The organism is Bartonella sp. LJL80 (genome assembly GCF_054871565.1).
Genome location: NZ_JBTXLM010000002.1, coordinates 46,292 through 68,494, shown reverse-complemented (window position 1 = coordinate 68,494; position 22,203 = coordinate 46,292). Strand labels below are relative to the sequence as shown.

Annotated in this window: 21 protein-coding genes; 7 read left to right on the top strand and 14 right to left on the bottom strand. The window is 48.5% G+C overall.

Annotation, left to right across the window (positions count from 1 at the left end; genetic code table 11):
* Positions 1-90: 90 nt before the first annotated feature.
* The 4 genes from ACYSNS_RS04595 to ACYSNS_RS04580 are packed head-to-tail and all read left to right on the top strand — an operon-like array spanning position 91 to position 4,510.
* Positions 91-873 (top strand): acid phosphatase, encoded by a 783-nt coding sequence (locus tag ACYSNS_RS04595; protein WP_461721971.1) that lies wholly within the window; start codon positions 91-93, stop codon positions 871-873.
* 8 nt (positions 874-881) lie between these two features.
* Positions 882-2,528 carry a phosphoethanolamine transferase gene (locus tag ACYSNS_RS04590; protein ID WP_461721970.1) on the top strand — a complete coding sequence of 549 codons (1,647 nt, stop codon included), beginning with the start codon at positions 882-884 and terminating at the stop codon, positions 2,526-2,528.
* A 3-nt stretch (positions 2,529-2,531) separates the two neighbouring features.
* Positions 2,532-3,185 carry a response regulator transcription factor gene (locus ACYSNS_RS04585; RefSeq protein ID WP_461721969.1) on the top strand — a complete coding sequence of 218 codons (654 nt, stop codon included), beginning with the start codon at positions 2,532-2,534 and terminating at the stop codon, positions 3,183-3,185.
* Positions 3,179-4,510, top strand: coding sequence for an ATP-binding protein (locus ACYSNS_RS04580; protein WP_461721968.1), 1,332 nt, complete (start codon positions 3,179-3,181; stop codon positions 4,508-4,510). The genes ACYSNS_RS04585 and ACYSNS_RS04580 overlap by 7 nt, the downstream gene beginning before the upstream one ends.
* Before the next feature lie 202 nt (positions 4,511-4,712).
* Here ACYSNS_RS04580 and ACYSNS_RS04575 read toward each other — a convergent pair whose 3' ends face one another.
* Entirely contained in the window at positions 4,713-5,474 is a 762-nt protein-coding gene (locus tag ACYSNS_RS04575; RefSeq protein WP_461721967.1) for a glucose 1-dehydrogenase, read from the bottom strand.
* Positions 5,475-5,611: 137 nt separating this feature from the next.
* Positions 5,612-6,505 (bottom strand): LysR family transcriptional regulator, encoded by an 894-nt coding sequence (locus ACYSNS_RS04570; protein ID WP_461721966.1) that lies wholly within the window; start codon positions 6,503-6,505, stop codon positions 5,612-5,614.
* 300 nt (positions 6,506-6,805) lie between these two features.
* On the opposite strand from ACYSNS_RS04570, the gene ACYSNS_RS04565 reads away from it, so the two are divergent.
* On the top strand, positions 6,806-7,420 hold the full coding sequence (locus tag ACYSNS_RS04565) for a carboxymuconolactone decarboxylase family protein (RefSeq protein ID WP_461721965.1): 615 nt from the start codon (positions 6,806-6,808) through the stop codon (positions 7,418-7,420).
* A gap of 111 nt (positions 7,421-7,531) precedes the next feature.
* On the opposite strand, the gene ACYSNS_RS04560 is transcribed toward ACYSNS_RS04565, so the two are convergent.
* The 3 genes from ACYSNS_RS04560 to ACYSNS_RS04550 form a co-directional block, all read right to left on the bottom strand.
* On the bottom strand, positions 7,532-8,149 hold the full coding sequence (locus tag ACYSNS_RS04560; protein WP_461721964.1) for a response regulator transcription factor: 618 nt from the start codon (positions 8,147-8,149) through the stop codon (positions 7,532-7,534).
* Entirely contained in the window at positions 8,139-9,152 is a 1,014-nt protein-coding gene (locus ACYSNS_RS04555; RefSeq protein WP_461721963.1) for a sensor histidine kinase, read from the bottom strand. Before ACYSNS_RS04555 ends, ACYSNS_RS04560 begins: the two co-directional genes overlap by 11 nt.
* A gap of 64 nt (positions 9,153-9,216) precedes the next feature.
* Positions 9,217-9,399 carry a hypothetical protein gene (locus ACYSNS_RS04550; protein ID WP_461721962.1) on the bottom strand — a complete coding sequence of 61 codons (183 nt, stop codon included), beginning with the start codon at positions 9,397-9,399 and terminating at the stop codon, positions 9,217-9,219.
* A 441-nt stretch (positions 9,400-9,840) separates the two neighbouring features.
* Here ACYSNS_RS04550 and mgtA point away from each other — a divergent pair, with 441 nt between their 5' ends.
* Positions 9,841-12,546, top strand: coding sequence for a magnesium-translocating P-type ATPase (gene mgtA / locus ACYSNS_RS04545; RefSeq protein ID WP_461721961.1), 2,706 nt, complete (start codon positions 9,841-9,843; stop codon positions 12,544-12,546).
* 246 nt (positions 12,547-12,792) lie between these two features.
* Positions 12,793-13,509, top strand: coding sequence for an MgtC/SapB family protein (locus ACYSNS_RS04540; RefSeq protein ID WP_461721960.1), 717 nt, complete (start codon positions 12,793-12,795; stop codon positions 13,507-13,509).
* Positions 13,510-13,533: 24 nt separating this feature from the next.
* Here ACYSNS_RS04540 and ACYSNS_RS04535 read toward each other — a convergent pair whose 3' ends face one another.
* From ACYSNS_RS04535 to ACYSNS_RS04495, 9 genes are all read right to left on the bottom strand, one after another.
* Positions 13,534-14,853 (bottom strand): c-type cytochrome, encoded by a 1,320-nt coding sequence (locus ACYSNS_RS04535; protein WP_461721959.1) that lies wholly within the window; start codon positions 14,851-14,853, stop codon positions 13,534-13,536.
* Positions 14,854-14,892: 39 nt separating this feature from the next.
* A complete protein-coding gene (locus ACYSNS_RS04530) occupies positions 14,893-17,136 on the bottom strand; it encodes a xanthine dehydrogenase family protein molybdopterin-binding subunit (RefSeq protein WP_461721958.1) in 2,244 nt (747 codons plus the stop codon).
* Positions 17,137-17,149: 13 nt separating this feature from the next.
* A complete protein-coding gene (locus ACYSNS_RS04525; protein ID WP_461721957.1) occupies positions 17,150-17,599 on the bottom strand; it encodes a (2Fe-2S)-binding protein in 450 nt (149 codons plus the stop codon).
* 287 nt (positions 17,600-17,886) lie between these two features.
* Entirely contained in the window at positions 17,887-18,528 is a 642-nt protein-coding gene (locus ACYSNS_RS04520) for an NAD(P)H-binding protein (protein WP_461721956.1), read from the bottom strand.
* 66 nt (positions 18,529-18,594) lie between these two features.
* Positions 18,595-19,176, bottom strand: a complete 582-nt coding sequence (locus tag ACYSNS_RS04515; protein ID WP_461721955.1) for a flavodoxin family protein — start codon at positions 19,174-19,176, stop codon at positions 18,595-18,597.
* The gene (locus ACYSNS_RS04510; RefSeq protein WP_461721954.1) at positions 19,173-19,577 is read right to left on the bottom strand and encodes a carboxymuconolactone decarboxylase family protein; all 405 of its coding nucleotides are present in this window, start codon (positions 19,575-19,577) and stop codon (positions 19,173-19,175) included. The genes ACYSNS_RS04515 and ACYSNS_RS04510 overlap by 4 nt, the downstream gene beginning before the upstream one ends.
* 32 nt (positions 19,578-19,609) lie before the next feature.
* The gene (locus ACYSNS_RS04505; RefSeq protein WP_461721953.1) at positions 19,610-20,713 is read right to left on the bottom strand and encodes an alpha/beta hydrolase; all 1,104 of its coding nucleotides are present in this window, start codon (positions 20,711-20,713) and stop codon (positions 19,610-19,612) included.
* Positions 20,714-20,717: 4 nt separating this feature from the next.
* Positions 20,718-21,194 carry a (R)-mandelonitrile lyase gene (locus ACYSNS_RS04500; protein ID WP_461721952.1) on the bottom strand — a complete coding sequence of 159 codons (477 nt, stop codon included), beginning with the start codon at positions 21,192-21,194 and terminating at the stop codon, positions 20,718-20,720.
* Positions 21,195-21,199: 5 nt separating this feature from the next.
* Positions 21,200-22,189 (bottom strand): aldo/keto reductase, encoded by a 990-nt coding sequence (locus ACYSNS_RS04495; RefSeq protein ID WP_461721951.1) that lies wholly within the window; start codon positions 22,187-22,189, stop codon positions 21,200-21,202.
* Positions 22,190-22,203 lie beyond the last annotated feature (14 nt).

Genomic DNA, 22,203 nt, shown 5'->3' with positions numbered 1-22,203 from the left:
CTGCAAGAAGTGAACAAGCAGTTTATTTGACCGTTTCAGGAGACTGTCAGTTTTTGTTTTTATGACATGCCAAGACATAGGAGTCGGGCGATGGGTAAAACAAAAATGCTGACAATTGCTGCGCTGATATTGGCAGCATTATTCTGCAGCGGTTACCTATTGAGTGGCAATGGTTACTTGAACCGTTATGCCGAACAAAACATGCTTTTGTCGGTCTTACCGCCTCCGATTGATAGCGCTGAACAACGCAACGACAAGGCTGTTTTTCTCGACACGCGCGCGTCCAAAGACAGCCCTCGCTGGCAACAGGCAGTGATAGACGCAGAAGCTTTACCCGATGATGTGCTCAAAGGGTTCAGCTGTGCAACCGGGCGAGATTTGAATGCGGAAAATATGCCGTATTTCAAAATATTGCTGACGAAAGCCTTGGCAGATACAGGGCGTCTCGTCCGTAAATCAAAAAAACAATTTAAAGTTTCACGCCCATTCCACCTCTATGGTGGTGAGACCTGTACGCGTGCCAGCGGTTACGATTATCCATCCGGTCATTCCATGGTCGGCTGGACAATGGCCAAATTACTAGCGCAATACTATCCAGAAAAGAAAGACGCGATATATATGCATGCTCGCTCCATTGCGGAGAGCCGCGTTATCTGTGGTGTTCATAGCGTCAGTGCCGTCGAAGTGGACGAGTTCTATTCCGATAAGATCCTGGCCCGTATCAAACGTCTTCCTGCCTTTCAAAAAGACTTTAAAGCGGCAAAGCTAGAGATGCTGTCGCTGAAGCCATCCGGTTATCAAAACCGGAGCTGCGAGAAATACCCCCCAAAATACGTCAAGCCGTATTCCGCGGCTCTTTCCACCTCATTGTGAGATAAAGCATGTTCCGTTCCTTTTTAAAGCATCGCCCATCCATTGGCAGCGCGCCGCTCGCCATCATCGTGGCTATCTATCTCGTCGCAGTATTCAACAAGACATTCTGGATGAAACTGGCACAGGCTTTTCATTATGACTATAGCCCGATTCTGGCTGTCGTCGTAGCAATAACATGTTTATTTATTGCCTTGACGGTTACGTTTTCGGTAAAATATCTAACAAAGCCGTTTCTTATTTTGCTTGTTGCGGCTGGAAGTGCTGCCAGTTGGTTCACCGATCAATTCGGAACAATCATCGACCGAGATATGATTGCAAACGCAGTTGAAACAACGACGGCCGAAGCGGGAAACCTGATGACGACGGGTCTGATCGTGCATCTGTTACTTACCGGCCTTCTTCCATGTTTTTTGATTTTATGGGTCAAGGTGAAACACCGGCCTATATTAAAAAAGACCATGTATAATCTCGCCGTTATTGTTCCCTGTCTGATGGTGGCTGTGTTTTGTGTATTGATCAATTCGCGCCAGCTCATGTCGACTTTGCGCGAACATAACGAGCTGATGCGGGTTGTAAATCCCATTTTGCCCATCGGCAACGTCATTAAATACGCGATTAACCAGCATAAAGACGAAAAACTCGTTTTCAAACAAGTCGGCCTTGATGCAACACTTATTCCCCCATTGGGCGGAGAGACACGCCCGCGGGTAACTATCGTTGTCGCTGGAGAAACGGCCCGTGCAGAAGATTTTTCCCTGCAAGGCTATGAAAAAGAAACCAACCCGGAACTGAAGAAACGCGACGTTATCTACTTCGGGAATACGACAAGCTGTGGCACTGCAACCGCACAATCGTTGCCTTGCATGTTTTCACCCTACCCAAAATCCGACTTCACTGTTGCAAAAGCGGTTTCAACCAGCAGTTTGCCAGATGTCTTGGCCAAAGCCGGTGTATCAGTGGAATGGTGGGACAATAATACAGGCAGCAAAGGCGTATCAGACCGAATTAAAACGGTTTCCTTCTACGGTTCTCCTGATCCCAAATTCTGCATTGATGGAGAATGCCAAGATGGTATTATGCTGGACAAACTCGACAGCTGGCTTGATAACATCAAAGGAGACAGTGTCCTGTTCATTCACCAGCTCGGCAGCCATGGGCCCGCTTATTTCAAACGCTATCCTGAGGCTTTCCGACGTTTCCAACCCGATTGTCGCGGGTTAGAATTCAGCAAATGCAAACCTGAAGAGATCCGCAACGCTTATGACAATACCATTCTTTATACCGATTATTTTTTAAGCGCTATTATTGATAAATTGCAGGCCCGTTCTGAAAAGGTTGACGGAGCCATGTTCTATATGTCGGATCATGGTGAATCGCTGGGTGAAAACGGACTCTATCTTCACGGCATGCCCTATTCACTCGCGCCCAGCCAGCAAACACATATCCCTTTCGTGCTGTGGATGTCGAAGCCTTTCGCTGCTACTATGGCAACCGATATGAGTTGTGTAAAGAAAGATTCAAGCTTTGAGCCCTTATCGCATGATAATCTGTTTCCCTCGGTTCTGACGATGATGAACGTCAAGACATCGCTTAAGGACAGCAAGCTGGATATGTTTGCCAAATGCAAGACCAACAATGTGGCGCTGGATAGATAAAAAATGCGCGTACTTTTGATAGAAGATGACAAGTCCCTAGGGCGTGCCGTTCGTGACCACATGACGAAACAAAACCATGCTGTCGATTGGGCACAAAATCTTGAAGATGCCTACTCGGCTGCAGCAACCACAGACTACAGCTTCATTCTTCTGGATTTGCGGCTTCCAGATGGCAGCGGCATTGATTTTTTGAAAAAAATGCGATCTGAAAACAATGCGACGCCGATTGTCATCCTGACAGCACACGACCAGATTAGTGACCGGATTGACGGTTTGAATAGCGGTGCCGACGATTATCTGGTCAAACCATTTGATCTTCATGAGCTGACAGCGCGCATGGGGGCAGTAGCGCGGCGCATGGTTGGACAGGCAAAATCAGAAACCTCTATCGATGACATGACAATCGACATGGACAACAAACGTGTTTATGTTGCCGAAAGAGAAGTGGAATTGTCGGGCCGTGAATGGGCCATTATCGAACACATGGCGCGTCATCCCAATATGCTGGTTACAAAGGCACAAATTGAAGAAACAATCTATGCTTTCGGTTCAGAAATCGAAAGCAATACGGTAGAAGTTTATATAAGCCGGTTACGCAAGAAAATCGGAAAAAACCGTATCAAAACCCATCATGGTCGAGGATATAGTCTGTGTTGAAGCCGCCTCGTGGCAAAAGTCTGACGAAACGCCTGATCATCTCGGTGACATGTGCCAATCTGGTTTTCTGGATCGTCGCTTGCTCGATGGCCGCTTTCGTCATGTATGAAGAATACGGTGAATCTTTCGACGGGACGTTGCAGGTGACAGCTGAACGGCTGTTGCCTTTGGCACTTTCAGATGTGCGCGAAAATGAAGATAATGCCGATCTCTTGGTGAGAACAGATAACCATTCAACGCCTTCGGAATATACAACCTATCAAGTGTTGGATCGAACGGGAAAGCTGGTAATGCGTTCAGAAGACGCGCCATCCCATGCCTATGGCGCACCGCTTGAAACAGGTTTTTTCAAAACCGCGAAATGGCGTGTCTACTCTCTGATGAGCCGTGATGGCGATTATCTCATACAGGTTGCCGACAGACTTTCTGAACGACGTGAAGCTGCAAGAGAAGCCATGACTGCCATGGTTATTCCGGCTTTGCTGCTTATTCCACTCAGCGTTTTTGCTATCGGATTTTTGTTGAAAAGACAACTTCGCCCAATCCAACGGTTAAGTGAAAGTATTGCAGAAAAAGATACAGGCAATATGCAGGCAATCGAGCCTGCCACCATGCCGGACGAATTTCTACCCATTATCAGTTCCGTCAATAGTTTGCTTGGCAGACTAAAAGCTGCATTGGAATCTGAACGGTCATTTACCTCAAATAGCGCCCATGAGATCCGTACACCTATTGCAGCGGCGCTCGCCCACACCCAGGTGTTGATCGAAGAAATACCAAAACGCTATCACAACCGGGCTCTGGAAGTGGAAACGTCTTTGCAACGGCTGCGCCGCTTAAGCGAAAAGCTTTTGCAGCTCGCCCGCGCCGATGCGCAGGTTGGCGCCAGCGAAGGAATGGTAGATCTCATTCCTTATATTCATGCCGTGATTGAAGATTTCAGCCGTGCCAATATGGCAAAAGGGCGTTTGCAGACCACATTTAATGTCACCACTTTAAACAGAAGGTTGAACGGCGACGCCTTTGGTATCATCATCCGCAATCTGCTCGAGAATGCCTTGAATTACAGCCCGCAATCCACCGAAGTTTCGGTCATTATTGATCAAGATAGAATTACGATTGCAAATGATTGTGACGTGGTCCCAGAAACACGTTTGCAACTTCTGGGACAGCGCTTTTATCGCGGAGATGATAGCAGAGAAGGCTCGGGTTTGGGCCTCTCTATCGTTCAGGCGCTCACAAGTTCAATGAATATCGAGGTTGACTACGCTTCGCCGCGAGCGGGGAGTGATCAAGGTTTTCAGGTCACGATAAACATAAGATAGCGAGCGTTTTACCACAGTGAATGTTTGCTTTTCACTTTCTTTCGCGCATCTCTTTGCTGTTTAGAGCGGTTCCCGATCGATGTAAATCATCAATCGGATAAGATACCGCGACAAATCAAAAACTTGAGACGCGCCGGCCGGATAGCATCAGGTCGAAAAGCGTTCAATCGTGCCATATCATTTCAATGAAGAGGTGCTGCCGCTAAGGCACAGTGTATCCGCCATCGACAGCAAGAGCGTGCCCGATGATAAAGCTTGCCTCAGCACTACAGAGCCAAACGACGGCGGCTGCAACCTCTTCGGCCCTCCCAAGACGGCCAATCGGTTGGAGCTTAATCAGCGCCTCCAGTGCGTCTGTTTGCGTTTCCAACATATCGGCAACCATCGGGGTTTCTATAATGCCGGGACAAACGGCATTGATCCGTATGTTGCGCGCGGCATATTCGAGTGCAGCACTTTTGGTCAAACCAATAACGCCGAATTTTGATGCATGATAGGCAGCCCTGTCAGGCAACCCCACAAGCCCGCCCAATGAAGAACAGTTTACAATAGCCCCACTTCCCTGCGCACGCATGACACGCAATTCGTGTTTCATTGCTGTCCAAACGCCGCGCAGATTGACACGTATGGTTCTGTCGAAGTCGACGGCGGGAACATCTGCCGTTTCATTCATCGGGCATTGTATGCCAGCATTATTGTAGGCAGCATCAAGACGACCAAATTGCGTGACTGTTTCAGCAACCATAGCACTTGCTTGCTCTTCATCCGCAACATCGCATGCGATCGCGATAGCGTTGTAGCCTTGCTGATTGAGCGCATCCGCTGCGGCTTTGGCTGCAACAATGTCTTTATCGGCCAATGCCACCGAAGCACCCTTCTTTGCAAAAAGGGCTGCTGTAGCAAAGCCCATCCCCATCGCACCACCTGTTACCAAAGCGACTTTGCCTTCAAACTCTTTTGTCATGTTAGCTACTTTCTCTTTTTGTGATTGCTGCAGCAAATATATAGCCAGACAGGATGATGGATTAGGTAGTCCTCGCTCATTGTTGCTATAAACAACAGACATGAATGCGCTTTGATTTAATTTTTTCAACGCAGATTTCAGTCACGATGACGCAAAGCATCTATGAGCAAATGAAACGCATGGGCATGATGGCGGCGGCTGGGATAATAAAGGTAATAGCCGGGAAATGGTAGACAGAATTCATCAAGGACTCTTACCAGTTTTCCGGCAGAAATGTCGGCAAGCACCTCTTCTTCTGGCACATAGGCCAAGCCAAAACCATCGCGCGCTGCTTGCAGCAAATGCGGATAGGTGTTGAATATCAATCGTCCCTTCGGCCTGACTTTGACAGCGCGCTCGTCTATGTCGAATTCCCATGGATAGAGACCTCCAGATGTCGGAAGGCGGAGATTGATACAATCATGTTCGGTTAAGTCATGCAGACTTTTTGGCTTTTCGTGCGTCTCGAAATAGGATGGTGCGGCAACAACCGCCATACGAAGGTCTGGCCCGATACGCACCGCGATCATATCCTTTGCCAGATGTTCACCCAATCTTATACCGGCATCGAAACGACCTTCGACGATGTCCGTTAGCCCGTAATCAATACAAACCTCGACTTCGATTTCGGGATAATCGCGCAGAAACTTACGCAATTTAGGCCAAAGAACATAGGTCGCGGCATAGTCTACGGTAGTGAGCCGGATCTTGCCGCGGGGTTGATCGCTCGCACTATTTAATGCATCAAGCTTTTGCTGCATTATCTCTACCATAGGCGCAAGTTCTTCTATCAATCGCTCTCCAGCTTCCGTCGGCGATACGTTTCTCGTCGTACGGGTGAGAAGGCGCATGCCAAGCCTTTGCTCCAGCGCACGCATGGCATGGCTCAAAGCAGACTGTGAAACGCCTATTCTGCTTGCGGCCCGGGTGAAGCTTTTTTCTTGAGCGACAATAAAAAAAGACATCAAATCATGAATATTTTCGCGCAACATAAGGTTTGTCCTGCATCACATACAAAATATGGCGCGACTATATCACGGCCATTCATGAATGACATTCATAGCACCTTGCTGAATAACGCTCTTTAAAGACGATCATGTTCGTCGTTAAATATCCGTCATGACTTAACACACGAACAATATGAAACAGCTCAACCGCTGCCCTATTGGACATGACAAAACAGAGGAGCAATTGGCATGACTTTCTGCAAGCGTGCAGCAGCAAAAAATATCTTGGTGCTCTTCTTTATTATTTTTTCCTATCCAGCTTTTTCAAAGACAGAAGGTGTTACAATGCTGAACACAACACAAAAAAACATCATTCCCATTGTTGCGTTTACCGCCATCGGCGACATTACAAATCTTAAGACCGCTCTTAACGAAGCCTTGGACGAAGGTGTCGCCGTCAACGAAGTCAAGGAAGCGCTGGTTCAGACCTACGCTTATGCCGGTTTCCCGCGCAGCCTGAATGGTTTGACCGCCCTGATGCAGGTTCTGGAAACGCGGCAGGCAGCCGGCAAGTCAGACAAGCAAGGCCTAGATGCCTCACCCATTGCACCAAACGTGTCGATGCTGGAATTAGGGACCGAAATCCAAACCAAGGTGGTCGGGCAACCAGTCTCCGGTCCACTTTACACATTTGCCCCCATCATCGATCAATTTTTGAAAAGCCATCTCTTCGGTGATATTTTTGCGCGCGATGTATTGGATTACCAAACGCGTGAAGTGGCGACCATCGCCATTTTGGCGACATTGCCCGGTCTGGAGTCGCAACTGCAAAGCCATTACGGAATTGGTTTAAATACGGGTCTCAGTAGAGATCAGTTGCGGCAGATCGTATCTATCCTGAATGAGAAACTTGGCGCGGACGTCGGCACTCGGGCGGAAACTGTCCTGAACCAGCTTTAGCATTGCCAAACAGTTTATAAGAAACCCGTCCTCGGTTAAATAGGCGTGATAAGATAAAGGATTGATGCGTGTAGTCTGCGGTCATTAAAACGCTACACGCATCCATTGCCGTCAACTCTCACCTGCTGTTTCCATAGCGATGCCCATCCGAATAAGTTCGGCAAAAGACTTGGCCTTCATCTTCTGCATCACATTAGAGCGGCGGACCTTGACGGTTATCTCACTGACGTTGAGTTCTGCCGCTATCTGCTTATTCATATATCCCTTGACCAGCAAGGCCATGACCGCTTTTTCACCAGCGTTGAGTGCATCATATTTCTTTTCTATGCGGATTCTTTGGCCTTTTTGCCTCGCAAGGTATTGGCTGGCTTTCAAGCCACGGTGTATTGCCTCAAGGATATCCTGTTCGCGAAATGGTTTGGTTAAAAAATCGATGGCTCCACGCTTGATTGCAGCGACGGACATAGGGATATCACCGTGTCCGGTGATGAAGATGACTGGAATTTCAATACCGCTCTCTTTCATTTGATGATGAAAATCCATACCGCTTTGTCCCGGCATGCGTACATCAAGAACAAGACAGGATATCGCTGCCTGTTTTTCTGCCTGCAAGAAAGCCTCGATATTTTCGAAACTTTGTGTCGCAATATCGACAGATGCCAAAAGGTCGGCCAGTGCTTCGCGCACGGAAACATCGTCATCGATAATGTAGACAATTTTAGCTTCCATGGCGACGGCTCTCATTCTCAGATAAACAGGGCAATATCAATTCAAAGATTGCGCCCCCATGAGGATTGGCGCTGGCGGTGATAAGACCTTTATGCGCTTCAACAATAGCGCGGCATAACGTCAACCCTAATCCCGTACCACCTTCGCGCTTGGTCCAGAATGCGTCGAAAATATGTTTCAAATCACTGTCACTCAGGCCAATTCCTGTATCAGTCATTCTGACATAGGCTTTTGAGTTTTGCTTATAGGTTTTTATGGTCACGTACCGATCAGCGACGATACGTGGTTGCAATGCTTCAATGGCGTTTAAAAACAGATTGCCAATAACCTGCATCAATTGCACACGGTCTGCCTCAACGATGAGGAGTTCGTCGGCACGGTTCCATGTCAACTCAATATCGTGATGCTCTAGGAGTGCCTTTGAAAGCGCAACCGTTTCCGCCACAATGTCGTTTAGATTGACGATTTCTTTTTGCGTGATTTCATTTTTGGATAGCCGGCGCACTCTTTCAATGACATCTGACGCCCTACGCGTTTCGCGACTGATACGCTCCAGGGCTTGAATGGCCCTATCAACATCGGGCCTATCGCGGACAAGCCAATTGCGACACGCATCTGCGCTGGCTGTTGTTGCCGCCAGAGGCTGATTGATTTCATGAGCAATAGAAGCCGTCAATTCTCCCAAACTTTGTATGCGCGCCATGCGCGTCATCTGTTGGGTGGCATGGATTGCGCGTTTTTCAGCTGTTTGGGTCCGCAACACGATATAGGTTGTTAAATACAAGGCCACTAAAGCTATCACGCAATTAATAAGGCCGGCTTCAAAAACGCCTGTCTTTGTCAGAAGAAACGACAGAATTGTCAGCACTGTGCATAGGATGCAAAGAACGACGACACCGCGTATAGAGGTAAAACGCGCGCCCACGAGTATGACGGTGATGTAAAAAACGGCCGCAGCAATTTCCAAACGCGATAATGTATCAAAGACAAATATCGACGCCAAGATGACGATTAAAACCAGAATTTTCAGGATGGTGCGGAAATTCAGCAGACTGTTCCTTTGGTGATCATGGATGGGCTAATGCATTATCCTGCTCATCGGATAATTGTCCATCATTGTTTTCAGCGATCAAGGCGGCGCTTGACCACCGCAAGATAAACGCGCGCATGATTGTCATAAAGCCGAAAAGGCCAACAACTAGAATGAATATGGTTTCATTGGAAATGGTGGCTATAGCTTTATCCATCATTGATCTAAACCTCCACTCTTTCGATAAAATTGGTTTGATACGGCCTTCACGCAATTGCGCGACCATTTGATGCCTATAATAATCATCGGCCATCCAGGCTCGCTTGGCAATTGTACACAGGCATAGAAAACCTATACTTTGGTATATCATTGATACCAAAATAGATAATTGTCTTCAGGCCTTCGCAATGCGAGATAGGCTCCTGTCTTCCAGACAAAAGTTCTAACCTTACCAACGACAAACAACCCGCAACAATAGGAGGCAAGCATGGACGATCCTTCCAGTATTAGGGCTGACACCACTTGCCCGTGTTGTCAGCCGTTTGAAATTCATAACACCAGAAAGACTTTAGGCAGAACAAACAGCGCAGTTATAATGATAGTGGCATAGTCCTTTATCATTATTCCTGTCGCTGTTTTTATGCGACAGGAGTATATTGCCATGAGCAATCCCAACGCTACAAATCCCTCCACCCAGCTGAAAAAAAACTCGCTTTCCATGCGTGTTGTGCGAGAAGCACAGAATAATCTGGAAACCAGTCTTCTCAATGTCAGTGCAAGCCTCGACGGCCTGACAACACCGGATGCAGCGGCCAGACTGGCGCATGACGGCCCGAATGAAGTTGCCCATGATCGTCCACCGCATGCCTTTGTGCAGCTTTTGATCGCTTTCAAAAACCCGTTTATCGGCGTGTTAATGATGCTGGCTGCAATACAGTTTTTTACGGATTTCTGGTTGCCATATCGCGCAGGTGAAGAAACTGACCTGACCGGTGTTATCATTGTTGTCACCATGGTGTTAATCAGCGGTCTACTACGCTTCTGGCAAGAATATCGTTCCAACAAAGCCGCCGAAGCCTTAAAAGCAATGGTGCGCACAACTGCAACTGTTTTTCGTCGTGACAATAACAGTGCAGAGCCAGTACAGCATGAAATCCCGATGCGTGAACTTGTAGCCGGAGACATTGTGAAGCTATCTGCCGGCGATATGATCCCCGCAGATATCCGGTTGATCGATTCACGCGATCTTTTTGTATCGCAAGCGGTATTAACCGGAGAAGCGTTGCCCGTCGAAAAATACGACACTTTGGGTGCCGTGGCTGAAAAACACGCCGGAAGTGCGGTAAAAGACCAAATGGATCTGTTGGATCTTCCCAATATTTGTCTGATGGGCACAAATGTGGTTAGCGGTACAGCGCGGGCCTTGGTTGTTTCTACAGGACCACGGACATATTTCGGTTCACTGGCTAAATCTATCGTCGGCTCGCGGGCACAAACCGCGTTCGACCGCGGTGTCAATTCCGTCAGCTGGTTGCTTATCCGCTTCATGCTGGTGATGGTGCCGATTGTTTTTCTCGTGAACGGACTAACCAAAGGCGACTGGCTTGAGGCTTTTTTGTTTGCTGTTGCCGTGGCTGTTGGCTTAACGCCCGAAATGTTGCCATTGATTGTCTCCTCCAATCTTGCAAAAGGCGCAGTTTCCATGGCGCGGCGCAAAGTGGTCGTCAAACGGCTCAACGCAATTCAGAATTTTGGTGCCATGGATATTCTTTGCACCGATAAAACCGGAACATTGACCCAAGATAAAATCATTCTTGAGCACCATGTCGATTTCGAAGGGAAAACAAATGACCGTGTTTTTGAGCTTGCATGGCTTAACTCATTTCATCAAAGCGGTATGCGCAACCTCATGGATCAGGCTGTCGTTCATTTGGGTGAAAGGTTCAACCATAATACCGCAATTCGTGCCTATCGCAAAATTGATGAGATACCTTTTGATTTCCAGCGGCGGCGTCTTTCCATCATTCTGGAAGACACGGAAAACCAACATCTTCTGGTATGCAAAGGCGCTGTTGAGGAAATGCTCGCAGTTTCAGTGGGCGTGCGCGAGGGCAACCAGGTACAAAAGCTTGATGCGCCGACAAAAAAGAAGCTCTTGGCGTTGTCGCAGCATTACAACGAAGACGGCTTTCGCGTTCTGATTGTTGCATCAAAAGCGCTCGGTGGCGACGAAAAAGCGGAGCTTTATAGCGCCGCTTTTGAGAAGGACCTTATCATCGAGGGCTTTCTTACCTTTCTCGACCCACCGAAAGAGACTGCCCGCCCTGCTATTGCCGCCCTGCGCGAAAATGGCGTCGGTGTAAAGGTCTTGACGGGTGATAATGCCATCGTAACAGCTAAAGTATGCCGCGAGGTTGGGCTTGAGCCTGGTGAAGCCCTATTGGGGCGCGACGTCGAGGCGATGACCGAACAGCAATTGCAACAGGAAGTGGAACAGCGTACGGTTTTTGCCAAACTATCACCCTTACAAAAATCGAAAGTGCTTAAAGCCTTGCAAGCCAATGGTCACACGGTTGGTTTTCTGGGTGATGGCATCAATGATGCGCCGGCATTGCGCGATGCAGATGTTGGTATTTCGGTGGATAGTGGTGCCGATATTGCCAAGGAATCCGCTGATATCATCTTATTGGAAAAAAGCCTGATGGTGCTGGAAGAAGGGGTCATCAAAGGACGCGAAACCTTCGGCAACATTATGAAGTATCTTAATATGACGGCAAGCTCGAATTTCGGCAATGTGTTTTCCGTTCTGGTCGCCAGTGCCTTCATTCCGTTTCTGCCTATGCTTGCTATCCATCTTCTCTTGCAGAACTTACTCTACGATATTTCTCAACTATCGTTGCCTTGGGATAAAATGGATAAAGAGTTTCTGGCAAAACCACGCAAATGGAGTGCGCGCAACATCGGCCGGTTTATGTTGTTCATCGGCCCGACCTCTTCGATTTTCGATATAACAACCTTTGCCTTGATGTGGTTTGTCTTCGCGGCCAACACACCCGAAATGCAGTCATTGTTTCAATCCGGTTGGTTTATTGAAGGTCTTTTGTCACAAACGCTCGTTGTCCATATGCTTCGCACCCAGAAGATACCTTTCATTCAAAGCACGGCGGCCCTGCCTGTTATGTTAATGACTGGGCTGGTGATGGTGGTTGGGATTTACATTCCATTTTCACCGCTTGGTCACTTCATCGGGTTACAACCGCTACCTTGGTCTTATTTCCCTTGGCTTGTTGCAACACTGTTTGCCTATTGCTGTGTCGCCCAAGGCATGAAGACGTTTTATATCAAAAAGTTCGGCCAGTGGTTCTGATGAACAGGCTTCGAGCCTTTTTGAAATGGAGTGGGGCGTCAAAAGCGCCCTACTCCCTTACTGATTTCCCGATACGTCTTGCTGCATCCACCCTATTCTCTAGCGCACGAAAGATACGACAAATCAGCCTGTACATATTTGTTTCATATCGCTGCGGCAGACATTATCTGCCAACGATTTTTTCTTTCTGTCGCTTGTTGGAAAAGCAAGCCATCAAACTGCTAAGACGATAAGAAAGGCTGCACCGTGCAATTCATACAGAATTTTTCCCTGTTGGCCTTTGTGGACACGGCATTTTCAATGTGCACTGCTTTTATTCTGGGCACTTTGATAGGTGCTGAACGTCAATACCGTCAGCGCACCGCCGGACTGCGTACAAATGTCCTTGTGGCAGTCGGTGCTGCCGCTTTTGTCGACCTTGGTCAGCGAATGGCGGGCAATGCAGAAGCCGTGCGCGTGATTTCCTACGTCGTTTCCGGCATCGGTTTCCTGGGTGCCGGTGTCATTATGAAAGAAGGCATGAATGTTCGCGGATTGAATACTGCCGCAACACTGTGGTGTTCTGCCGCCGTTGGTTGCTGTGCCGGCGGAAACATGTTGGCAGAAGCTGCCCTTCTGACAGTTTTCGTTATCTTCGGGAATACTTTTCTGCGGCGTCTGGTCAATGCAATCAACCGTATTCCTATCAATGAAGAAACCGGGGAATCAACATTCGAAATTCGTTTAAGTGTACAACGCAAAGCAGCGCCGATGTTGCGTGAATTGGTTGTTGATATGCTTGAAAAGGCACAATACCCTGTCAGCGATGTCGAGTTCTTCGATTTATCCGATGACCGTGTTGAACTGGTTGCCACGCTCATCAGTACCGCTATTGATAAAAAGGAAATCGAGGCTGTCGTAGACGCGCTCGAAAAGCGCAAGGATGTGTATCACGCCAATTGGGAAAGCAGCACCCGAGAGTAATACGCTGCTTTCCATCGCCAAGATTTAACGCATCTGCAAAATATGCACATTTGCGCTGGCGGGATCGGTACGGGCACGCAACGCTTTGACATCTTCTGCTGTTACCATGGCGCGATCATGTCCCCAAGACGTACGAATGTAACTCAATACATCGGCTATATCCTTATCACTCAATTGATCGCGAAACGGCGGCATACGGTAGGAATCAGCCAATCCGTCCGCGACAAGGCGTGGCGAACCGTTAAGCGTAATATTGATGATCGACGCATTCTGTGCAGCGAGGACCGCGCTTGTACCAGTCACAGGCGGCAGCCATTCTCCCCTGCCTTTTCCATCGACACCGTGACAGAAACTACACTTATTGCGGTAGATCTTATGGCCTGCATCCGGCTCACCGACAATCTTTTCGGAATATTGCCATTTTGCACCATCGCGCTTTTCGTCACCGGGAAGCGACTTCAAATAATGCGCAATGCTTGCAAGATCATTATCGGTCATAAACTGGGTCGAATTGTTGAAAGCATCCGTCATCGAGCCGAACACCACACCATGGGCATTTCTACCCTGCTTGAGATAGGCAACAATATCGCCCTCACTCCAGCGTCCCAAACCGGTATTGTCATCGTTACGCAGACTTGGCGCATACCATCCATCCAACAAGGCACCGGAGAGGAAATTAGCGTCACGATCATCGTAGGCTTTTTCTTGAAAGGCTAGACCACGGGGTGTATGGCAGCTACCACAATGCCCCGCTCCCTGTACAAGATAGGCACCACGGTTCCACTGTTCATTCTTGTCAGACCTGTTTTCATATTGAGCTTTTGCAGCGAATAACAAATTCCAATAAGCAATGGGCCAGCGAATATTCAACGGCCAAGGTATCTCCGTCTTTTGATTGACTTGTTTGACGGCTGGTACCTCATCCATAAAGTAGCGATAAAGAGCCTTGATGTCCGCATCCGTTAATTTGGCATAAGACGGATAGGGCATAGCAGGATATAGACGGCGGCCATCCGCTCCAACACCGCGCCGCACTGCATTGTCAAATTGAGCAAGGCTGAAATTGCCAATACCGGTTTCTTTATCCGGCGTTATATTTGTTGAATAGATTTTACCCAAAGGCGAACCCATGGCTAAACCGCCGGAAAAGGGCGCTCCGCTTTCCGTAGTGTGGCAGGCCACACAGTCTGCGAGCCGCACAATATATTCGTTTTTAGCGACTTCTGTCGGTTCCGCCGCAACTAAGGCTTCATCAAATGGTGAAGCAGGTATCGTTGCCGCATACCAATAGGCAGCACCTGCTACGACCAGTAGAATGATCAATATAACCGATAATTTTTTCACTGTTGTTCCTCGCCTCCCATAGCTGAATACCGGTCGTTGCTATTGATCATAATTCATCCGAGATAGGGGCAAACGCCGTGCTCTTTTTCCTGTCAGTGCGGCGAGTGCATTGACGACCGCAGGTGGAACGCCTGGCACACCCGGCTCGCCGATACCGCCCATCTTTTCTCCGCTTTCGATAATTTTGACATGAACGGCAGGCATATCAGCCAATGTCAAAATTGGATAACGGTCATAGTTCCGCGCCGTCGGCATACCGTTTTCATAAATGACCTCTTCAAACAGCGTTATCGATAGGCCGATCGCTACAGCCGAATTCATCTGCGCCTCGATAATTGCCGGATTGACGATGCTCCCTGGATCAATCGCAATCCAGACATTATGAACAACAATCTTTCCGTTTTCACGCGATACTTCTGCGATTGTTGCCACCTCCGTCCCAAAAGGGGAAGCCATTGCTACGCCTCTGGCCCGCGTCGTTCCGTCCTCTGCTCTATAGGGCCCGCGTTTCCATCCACCCGAAAGGGCACCAACCGCCTCTAGAAGTTTTTTATGCCGCGGGCTTTTTCCAAGCAATGAGAGACGCAAAGCATATGGATCATTCTTGCCAGCATCGGCCATTTCGTCAAAGAATGTTTCATAGAGAAAATCATTCATAGAGTGGCCTACCGAACGCCAATAACCAATAGTCGGCACATGCGGCAGCGGTATCTGATATATGGCCCGATCGGCAATTGCATAAGGCTTGTCAACCATGCCCTCTACGCCATTTGGGTCAATGGCTGTAGCGGATGGACGACCACTCATCGAGAAGCCGGGACCTTCACCGATCACATCGGCACGCAGTGCCATCGGTACACCTTGGGCATCCAAGCCAGCTTTAAAACGGGCAATGCCCATCGGGCGATGCGTATCCCGTAAGAACTCTTCTTCTCGCGACCAGATCAACTTTACTGGTCGTCCGGCAGCCTTGGCGAGAGCAATTGCTTGCGGAAAAGGATTCCCGCCAAAAGAATATAAAAAATGTCTGCCAAAGAACCCGCCGATCAGGGGGGAGTGGATCATCACCTTCTCTACCGGCAGACCGGCAGTGTCAGCGGCGGCTTTTTGAAAGGTTTCCGGCGCCTGATTTGGCATCCACAATTCCAATGTTCCATCGCGGTTAAAGCGCGCTGTGCAAGATGGTGGCTCCAGTTGTGCATGAAGAATGTAAGGTGCATCATAGACAGCCTCGACAATTTTCGCTGCTGCTGAAAGTTCTTTGTCGGGGTCGCCATGCTTTTCCGCTTCAAGGCCGGCCTCTCTGGTATCGATTGCCATCCTGCGGAATTGTTCAGTAGAGTAGTCTGCGGGCATGGCATGTTTGGCGGATTTTTCAGGCTCCAACCAGTCGATTTGCAAACTTTCAGCAGCTTTTTTTGCTTGCCACCAATGATCTGCAACAACGCCGACAGCACCATCCAGAACCTTAACAAGGCGAATGCCAGTCTGCCCCTTGATATGTTCGCTATTGCGAATAGTCCCAGGCTGCATGCCAAAACGCGGCGCATGTTGAACAGCTGCATAAAGCATACCATCCACTTTGACATCAATGGAATAGACAGCTTTTCCAGTCGCCTTTTCCGCTACGTCCAACCGCCTGACGGGCTTTCCAATCCAGCGAAATGTTGATGGGTCTTTCACGGTTACATCGCTCGGTATAGGGCTAGAAGCCGCAGATTCTGCCAATTCACCATAAGTCAGCTCTCTGGCAGATGCAGCATGCAATACCTTGCCCGGTTGCGTGGTTAAGGTCGCGATATCAACGCCCCAAATGCGTGAAGCCGCATCAAGCAACATATGACGCGCATAAGCACCAAGTTTGCGCATGGTATCGTAGCTAGTCCGTACCGACATGCTACCGCCGGTAATACGCATACCGCCGCCATTCATCACAAGATAATCTGCACCGGGCGGTGCACATTCAACGATAAAGGTTGCGGGGTCGGCATCCAGTTCTTCGCCAACGATTTGCGCCATTCCGGTATAAATCCCCTGCCCACCCTCGATAAAAGGGCACTGAAAATGGATGGAACCATTGTTATCAATCTTCAGGAAAGCTGAAACATTACGTCCTGGCACAACGGTGGCGCCATCTGACTGCGCACGGGCAATATTTTTCGGCAGGGCAATACCAAGGATAAAAGCTGCCGCTGTCCCACCCAGAAAGGACCGTCGAGAGACTTTGAAAGGTAATTTTTGATAATCTGACAGTAAAAGATTTTCGTTATCTGAATGCGCCATGTCCATTGCTCCTTCACGCAGCTTTGGCAGCGCGCTTGATCGCCGCCTTCATGGCGTTATAAGTGCCGCACCGACATAAGTTTATCATAGCGTTTTCAATATCATCATCGGTGGGAGAAGCTTTTTCTTTTAATAAAGCAGTCGCTGTCAACACTTGGCCTGACTGGCAATACCCGCATTGTGGAACCTGCTCTTCAATCCATGCTGCGACAACGCGTTTGCCGATCGGGTCTTGTTCGATCGCCTCGATCGTTGTTACCTTTTGTCCCATAATCGTCCCGACTGGCACAACGCAGGAGCGTGAGAGCGTGCCGTTGATAAGCACATTACATGCGCCGCACTGTGCAAGCCCACAACCAAACTTTGTGCCTGTCAAACCGAGATAGTCACGCAAAACCCACAGTAGAGGTGTATCCGGCGTTACATCTAGTTGATGGTCGATACCATTTACATTTATATTCATAAGCTCCACCCTGTATTGCAAATTGAGCGTTTGTCGCTCTCATGGTTATGAGATAGAAAAGGCGTCCACCTCTTCAACATTGACCTCAATAATTATTATCGCACAAAAGAAAAGCCATGGCATTCAACATGTCGTTATGAAGGAAATTCAATAGTTGATGACGTTCATCATTTCATAAACCGATAGGAGGCATAACAAGCATTGGTGGTTGGTCATGAACGGTGTAGAACAATCGCGATCCCCTTAACGCAAGCTGTTTTGTATTTTGAGAGATATTTTCAATGCGATCAATAAAAAGAGGGCTTTGGCCAATCGGTATCGGGTTCGCTTACGCCGATGCTGCTGCGACTAAAGCGACGGTCAGGACATTCTATGATATCGACGATAAGCTGACTTACAGCCTGTCGCGTTACCTGTGCGCCGATAAATGGTTCACCCTTTTGCGTCAGGCTGTAACGACGATTGTCTTCATCATTATAAAGCCAAGTCAAGCGTAACAATGTATAATCCAGGTTGGAGTTTTCGAGAACCTCTGCCGACCGTGCTTGTCGCTCCGTACCCGCTCCCCCGATCATACTATTGTTCCAGTTTCTAAAGGCACCTCCGACTTCGTCGTAAATACCCAGAATTGAAGCCGCAATAACCCTTTCGACACCGGCGGCTTGCATGGTTTCTACGATCATCTGTGTTGCAGCAATGGTGCCCATGTCATTTATGTATACAATATCAACATCATGCATAGCGTTCAGCAATGCTGTCGCATCAAGAAAATCGCCGTCATAGAGCTCATCCCGCGAAGGATCACTGAGCTTAAGCCTGCGTGATGCATTACGTGCGTAAAGCTTCAACCTATGGTCGGTTTGTCTAAGCAGGTCTTGGGTTAAAATACGCGCGATCTGCCCTGCTGCACCAAGGATAAGAATATTCATTGGTTTAACCTTTCAATATGAATCAACTGCTCAACAGAGACTGGAAATAAATTCAGCCTTAAATGGTCACACTAGGGCATTTTGCAGAAGCCAAGCCGCAATATCTTTTTCGGCATTAGCGGCGTCTTCACCAAGCACCGTCAGCAAGGTTCCGACACTAGAATTTGGTTGCATAGACAGGATTTGTTCGCGGCATTCACCACCACGGCTGCTAACAATGTAAGTAACAAACGGACAAATTTTCTTCCCGCTAAGATCATGTTCCCTCAAGAAGGTTTTGACCGGCAAGGCAAGCCGGCTAGCCCAAACAGGCGATCCAAGGATAATCGTATCATATGATGATAGATCCGGTAGATTATCTTTCAGCGGTGGACTGAAGTCCCGGGCATTTTCCGCACGGACTTGCGCAACCGTTTGATCATAATCATCGGGATAGTCTGGATTGGCTTTGAGCTCAATACTATCGCAGCCCAGCCTGTTTTGAATGTGATTGGCTATAACAGCCGTATTTCCTGTACGCGAATAACTTACAATCAAAATTTTTGTCATATTTTTCGTTAGTCTGGACTCGGCTATCGTGGCAGGGGCTGCGCTCAAGAATGGCAGAGAAGCCAACGCTTTGAGAAATTGTCTTTTATTGGATTTCATTGTTGATCCTGCGCAAAAACTTCACGGGCAACGCCGACTGCTGTCACGGAATTCGGCCAGCCCGAATAAAAGGCTAGATGTGTTATTGTTTCGACCAGTTCTGCCTCGGTTACACCGTTTTGGCGCGCAACATTCAGGTGGGATCGTAATTGCTCAGGCCTATTCATTGCGATTAGAGCCGCTACGGTTATAAGACTGCGATCGCGCTTTGAAAGTTCAGGCCGTTCCCATATGTCACCGTAAAGAACCTTGTCCGTTAAATCGGCGAATTTGGGTGCGGTCTGGCCCATCAACATCTGCGCCCTTGTCGGTTGCGGGTTTTGTTCTTCCGCTTTCACAGACTGTATGGTTGAGATTGACAAAAGCACCGATGTAGCAAGCGCGACCGTTTTTCCTACCATTTGGCATATTCCTTCTTACGGTGATGGCAAAATCAGCTCATTTGCAAATAATGCGAGAAATACCTATTCAACCGTTCCACCGCAGGCGTGACAAACTGCATCCGGTCATACATATCGATATGGGTAGCACCTTCCACAACAAAGCGTTCTTTGGGTTCTTTCGCCTTTTCAAAGGCTTTATCGCTCCAGAACTTACTATCCGCCTCCGAGCCGGCTATCACTAGAATAGGGCGAGGTGAAATGGTTTCGATCTGGCTAAATGGGAAAAAAGCCATCTGTTGCGGCAAACTTGAAAACACATAGCGATTGGGGGAATTGGGATGCAAGGCCCGCTCCGGCGTACGGTAGTATTCATAGCCCTGACGATAGGAAACAGGTGTCGTATCAGTAAATGCTTCGGGCGAATCCGGTACAATATTGATCAGTCTTGGCACACCGCCATTGGCTTCTTTGCTACGTTCGTCCGCAGCCTCCTTCAGTCTCGCCATACGGGCATCATAAGAAAGCGCACCCATGGCTTCACGACGGGCTTCGCCCATATCAAACATACTGATCGTTGCAACCGCTTTAATGCGCAGATCTGTCTGGGTGGCGCTCATCGCATATCCGCCACCGGCACAGATACCCAACACTCCGACACGTTCTGGATCGACGAATGATAGCGTTGAGACGTAATCGATAGCATCGCTGATATTATCTACTCTCTGGGGCGGATTTTCCATCAAGCGCGGTAGGCCACTGCTTTCACCCTGATAAGTTGAATCATATGCGAGTGTTATGAAGCCCAACTCAGCCAAATGAGCCGCATAAAGACCTGCCGTTTGTTCTTTAACGCCACCATTAGGATGGACGACAACAATGGCGGCATATTTTTTAGTATTGCTGAAGCCAGCCGGCTTGAATAAATTGGCCACAATTTCCGTTTGCGTATTGCGCGCGGTATAGCGTACGCGTTCAATCGTGATCTTGTCACTTTTATAGCCGATAACCATTGGCTCTGTTTTAATTGGCACAGGTGCCGTTTGGGCGACAGCGACCGCTGCGGAAACCGCATTTGCGGCCAAGGCGCCCGTTAACGCGGCCGCAGATGCTCCTAAAAATTCACGTCTTTTCATAGCTGTATTTACATTTGCCATTTTTCTATTCCTCAATGTTTGCTCGCCGGTATTGTTCATCATCGACATGTTCCAGCCACGCCACTGTTTGACCGTTCAACGCTTCTGCAACGGCAATATGGGTCATGCCACTTCCTCGGCTTGCACCGTGCCAATGCTTCACATTTGGCGGGATGAATACGACATCGCCGGTTTTGATCCTGTGAACCTGCTTTCCCCATTCCTGAACCAGCCCCACACCGGCAGTCACGAAGAGCGTCTGCCCTAATGGATGAGTGTGCCATGCGGTGCGCGCTGAAGGTTCAAACGTGACAATACCACCGCCTATACGCGACGGATCGGCGCGCTTAAAGCCACCATCAACCCAAGCGCGCCCGGTAAAATGATCAGACGAGGCAATAACCGGTTCCTGTGAGCCAGTATTTGAGATGATTAAATCATCCGCAAAACTATCTGTTGTTGCGCCAAATAATAAAGCTAAACCGGCTATTGCACTTTTCATCAGCTTTAGCGCCCTACCCGTGCTTGAAGTGCAGGCGGGTATCGGTCCCCTTGAATGGTGATATGTTCAAGCGCTGTATGGATTTTTTCCAGTGCTTGTGCCGTCAGATTGATTTCGCTGGCCTTTAAATTTTCATCCAGACGGGAAAGCTTCGTCGTACCTGGGATCGGCACAATCCATGGCTTCTGATGCAACAACCAGCTGAGAGCAATTTGCGCAGGCGTCGCATCCAAATCATTCGCGATGGTCTTCACAACATCAATCAATCCCTGGTTGGCCTCCAGTGCTTGCGGAGAGAACCGTGGAACGACAGAACGAAAATCATCCTGGCCAAATGTGGTTTTTGCCGCAATCGTACCCGTTAAAAAACCCTTGCCAAGCGGACTGAACGGAACAAAGCCAATTTGAAGTTCCTGCAACAGCGGCAAAATTTCTTTTTCCGGCTCCCGCCACCACATTGAATATTCACTTTGCAATGCTGCAACGGGTTGTACCGCATGGGCACGCTTGATTGTTTCGCAACCTGCCTCGGAAAGCCCGAAGTGCTTGACTTTTCCGGCTTTGATCAAATCCTTGATCGTACCGGCAACGTCCTCAATCGGTACATCGGGATCGACACGGTGTTGATAATAAAGATCGATGACATCTGTCCGCAACCGCTTCAATGACTGGTCCACTACCTGCAAAATATGGTCAGGGCGGCTATTTAATATTTGTTGCTTGTTGTCATCACCAAATGTAAATCCAAACTTGGTCGCAATTACAACCTCATCCCTAAACGGTTCCAAAGCCTCACCGACTACATCCTCGTTGACATAGGGGCCGTAAACTTCGGCAGTATCAAAAAAAGTGACACCTTTTTCATAGGCCGCGCGAATGAGCGCTATAGCTTGCGACCGTTCGGTTTGCGGCCCATAACCATGGCTAAGCCCCATACAACCAAGTCCCAAAGAAGAGACTTCAAGACCACTTGCACCTAACAAACGTTTTTTCATTTTTTACCTCAATT

Bases quoted from the DNA above. Each gene is read 5' to 3' on its own strand.
- ACYSNS_RS04590 (WP_461721970.1), top strand. From the start codon at position 882: ATGTTCCGTTCCTTTTTAAAGCATCGCCCATCCATTGGCAGCGCGCCG.
- ACYSNS_RS04505 (WP_461721953.1), bottom strand. From the start codon at position 20,713: ATGGCAAATGTAAATACAGCTATGAAAAGACGTGAATTTTTAGGAGCA.
- ACYSNS_RS04550 (WP_461721962.1), bottom strand. From the start codon at position 9,399: ATGATGGATAAAGCTATAGCCACCATTTCCAATGAAACCATATTCATT.
- ACYSNS_RS04575 (WP_461721967.1), bottom strand. From the start codon at position 5,474: ATGACAAAAGAGTTTGAAGGCAAAGTCGCTTTGGTAACAGGTGGTGCG.
- ACYSNS_RS04585 (WP_461721969.1), top strand. From the start codon at position 2,532: ATGCGCGTACTTTTGATAGAAGATGACAAGTCCCTAGGGCGTGCCGTT.
- ACYSNS_RS04510 (WP_461721954.1), bottom strand. From the start codon at position 19,577: ATGGTAGGAAAAACGGTCGCGCTTGCTACATCGGTGCTTTTGTCAATC.
- ACYSNS_RS04565 (WP_461721965.1), top strand. From the start codon at position 6,806: ATGCTGAACACAACACAAAAAAACATCATTCCCATTGTTGCGTTTACC.
- ACYSNS_RS04500 (WP_461721952.1), bottom strand. From the start codon at position 21,194: ATGAAAAGTGCAATAGCCGGTTTAGCTTTATTATTTGGCGCAACAACA.
- ACYSNS_RS04560 (WP_461721964.1), bottom strand. From the start codon at position 8,149: ATGGAAGCTAAAATTGTCTACATTATCGATGACGATGTTTCCGTGCGC.
- ACYSNS_RS04595 (WP_461721971.1), top strand. From the start codon at position 91: ATGGGTAAAACAAAAATGCTGACAATTGCTGCGCTGATATTGGCAGCA.
- ACYSNS_RS04525 (WP_461721957.1), bottom strand. From the start codon at position 17,599: ATGAATATAAATGTAAATGGTATCGACCATCAACTAGATGTAACGCCG.
- ACYSNS_RS04495 (WP_461721951.1), bottom strand. From the start codon at position 22,189: ATGAAAAAACGTTTGTTAGGTGCAAGTGGTCTTGAAGTCTCTTCTTTG.
- ACYSNS_RS04570 (WP_461721966.1), bottom strand. From the start codon at position 6,505: ATGTTGCGCGAAAATATTCATGATTTGATGTCTTTTTTTATTGTCGCT.
- ACYSNS_RS04530 (WP_461721958.1), bottom strand. From the start codon at position 17,136: ATGGCGCATTCAGATAACGAAAATCTTTTACTGTCAGATTATCAAAAA.
- ACYSNS_RS04520 (WP_461721956.1), bottom strand. From the start codon at position 18,528: ATGAATATTCTTATCCTTGGTGCAGCAGGGCAGATCGCGCGTATTTTA.
- ACYSNS_RS04515 (WP_461721955.1), bottom strand. From the start codon at position 19,176: ATGAAATCCAATAAAAGACAATTTCTCAAAGCGTTGGCTTCTCTGCCA.
- mgtA (WP_461721961.1), top strand. From the start codon at position 9,841: ATGAGCAATCCCAACGCTACAAATCCCTCCACCCAGCTGAAAAAAAAC.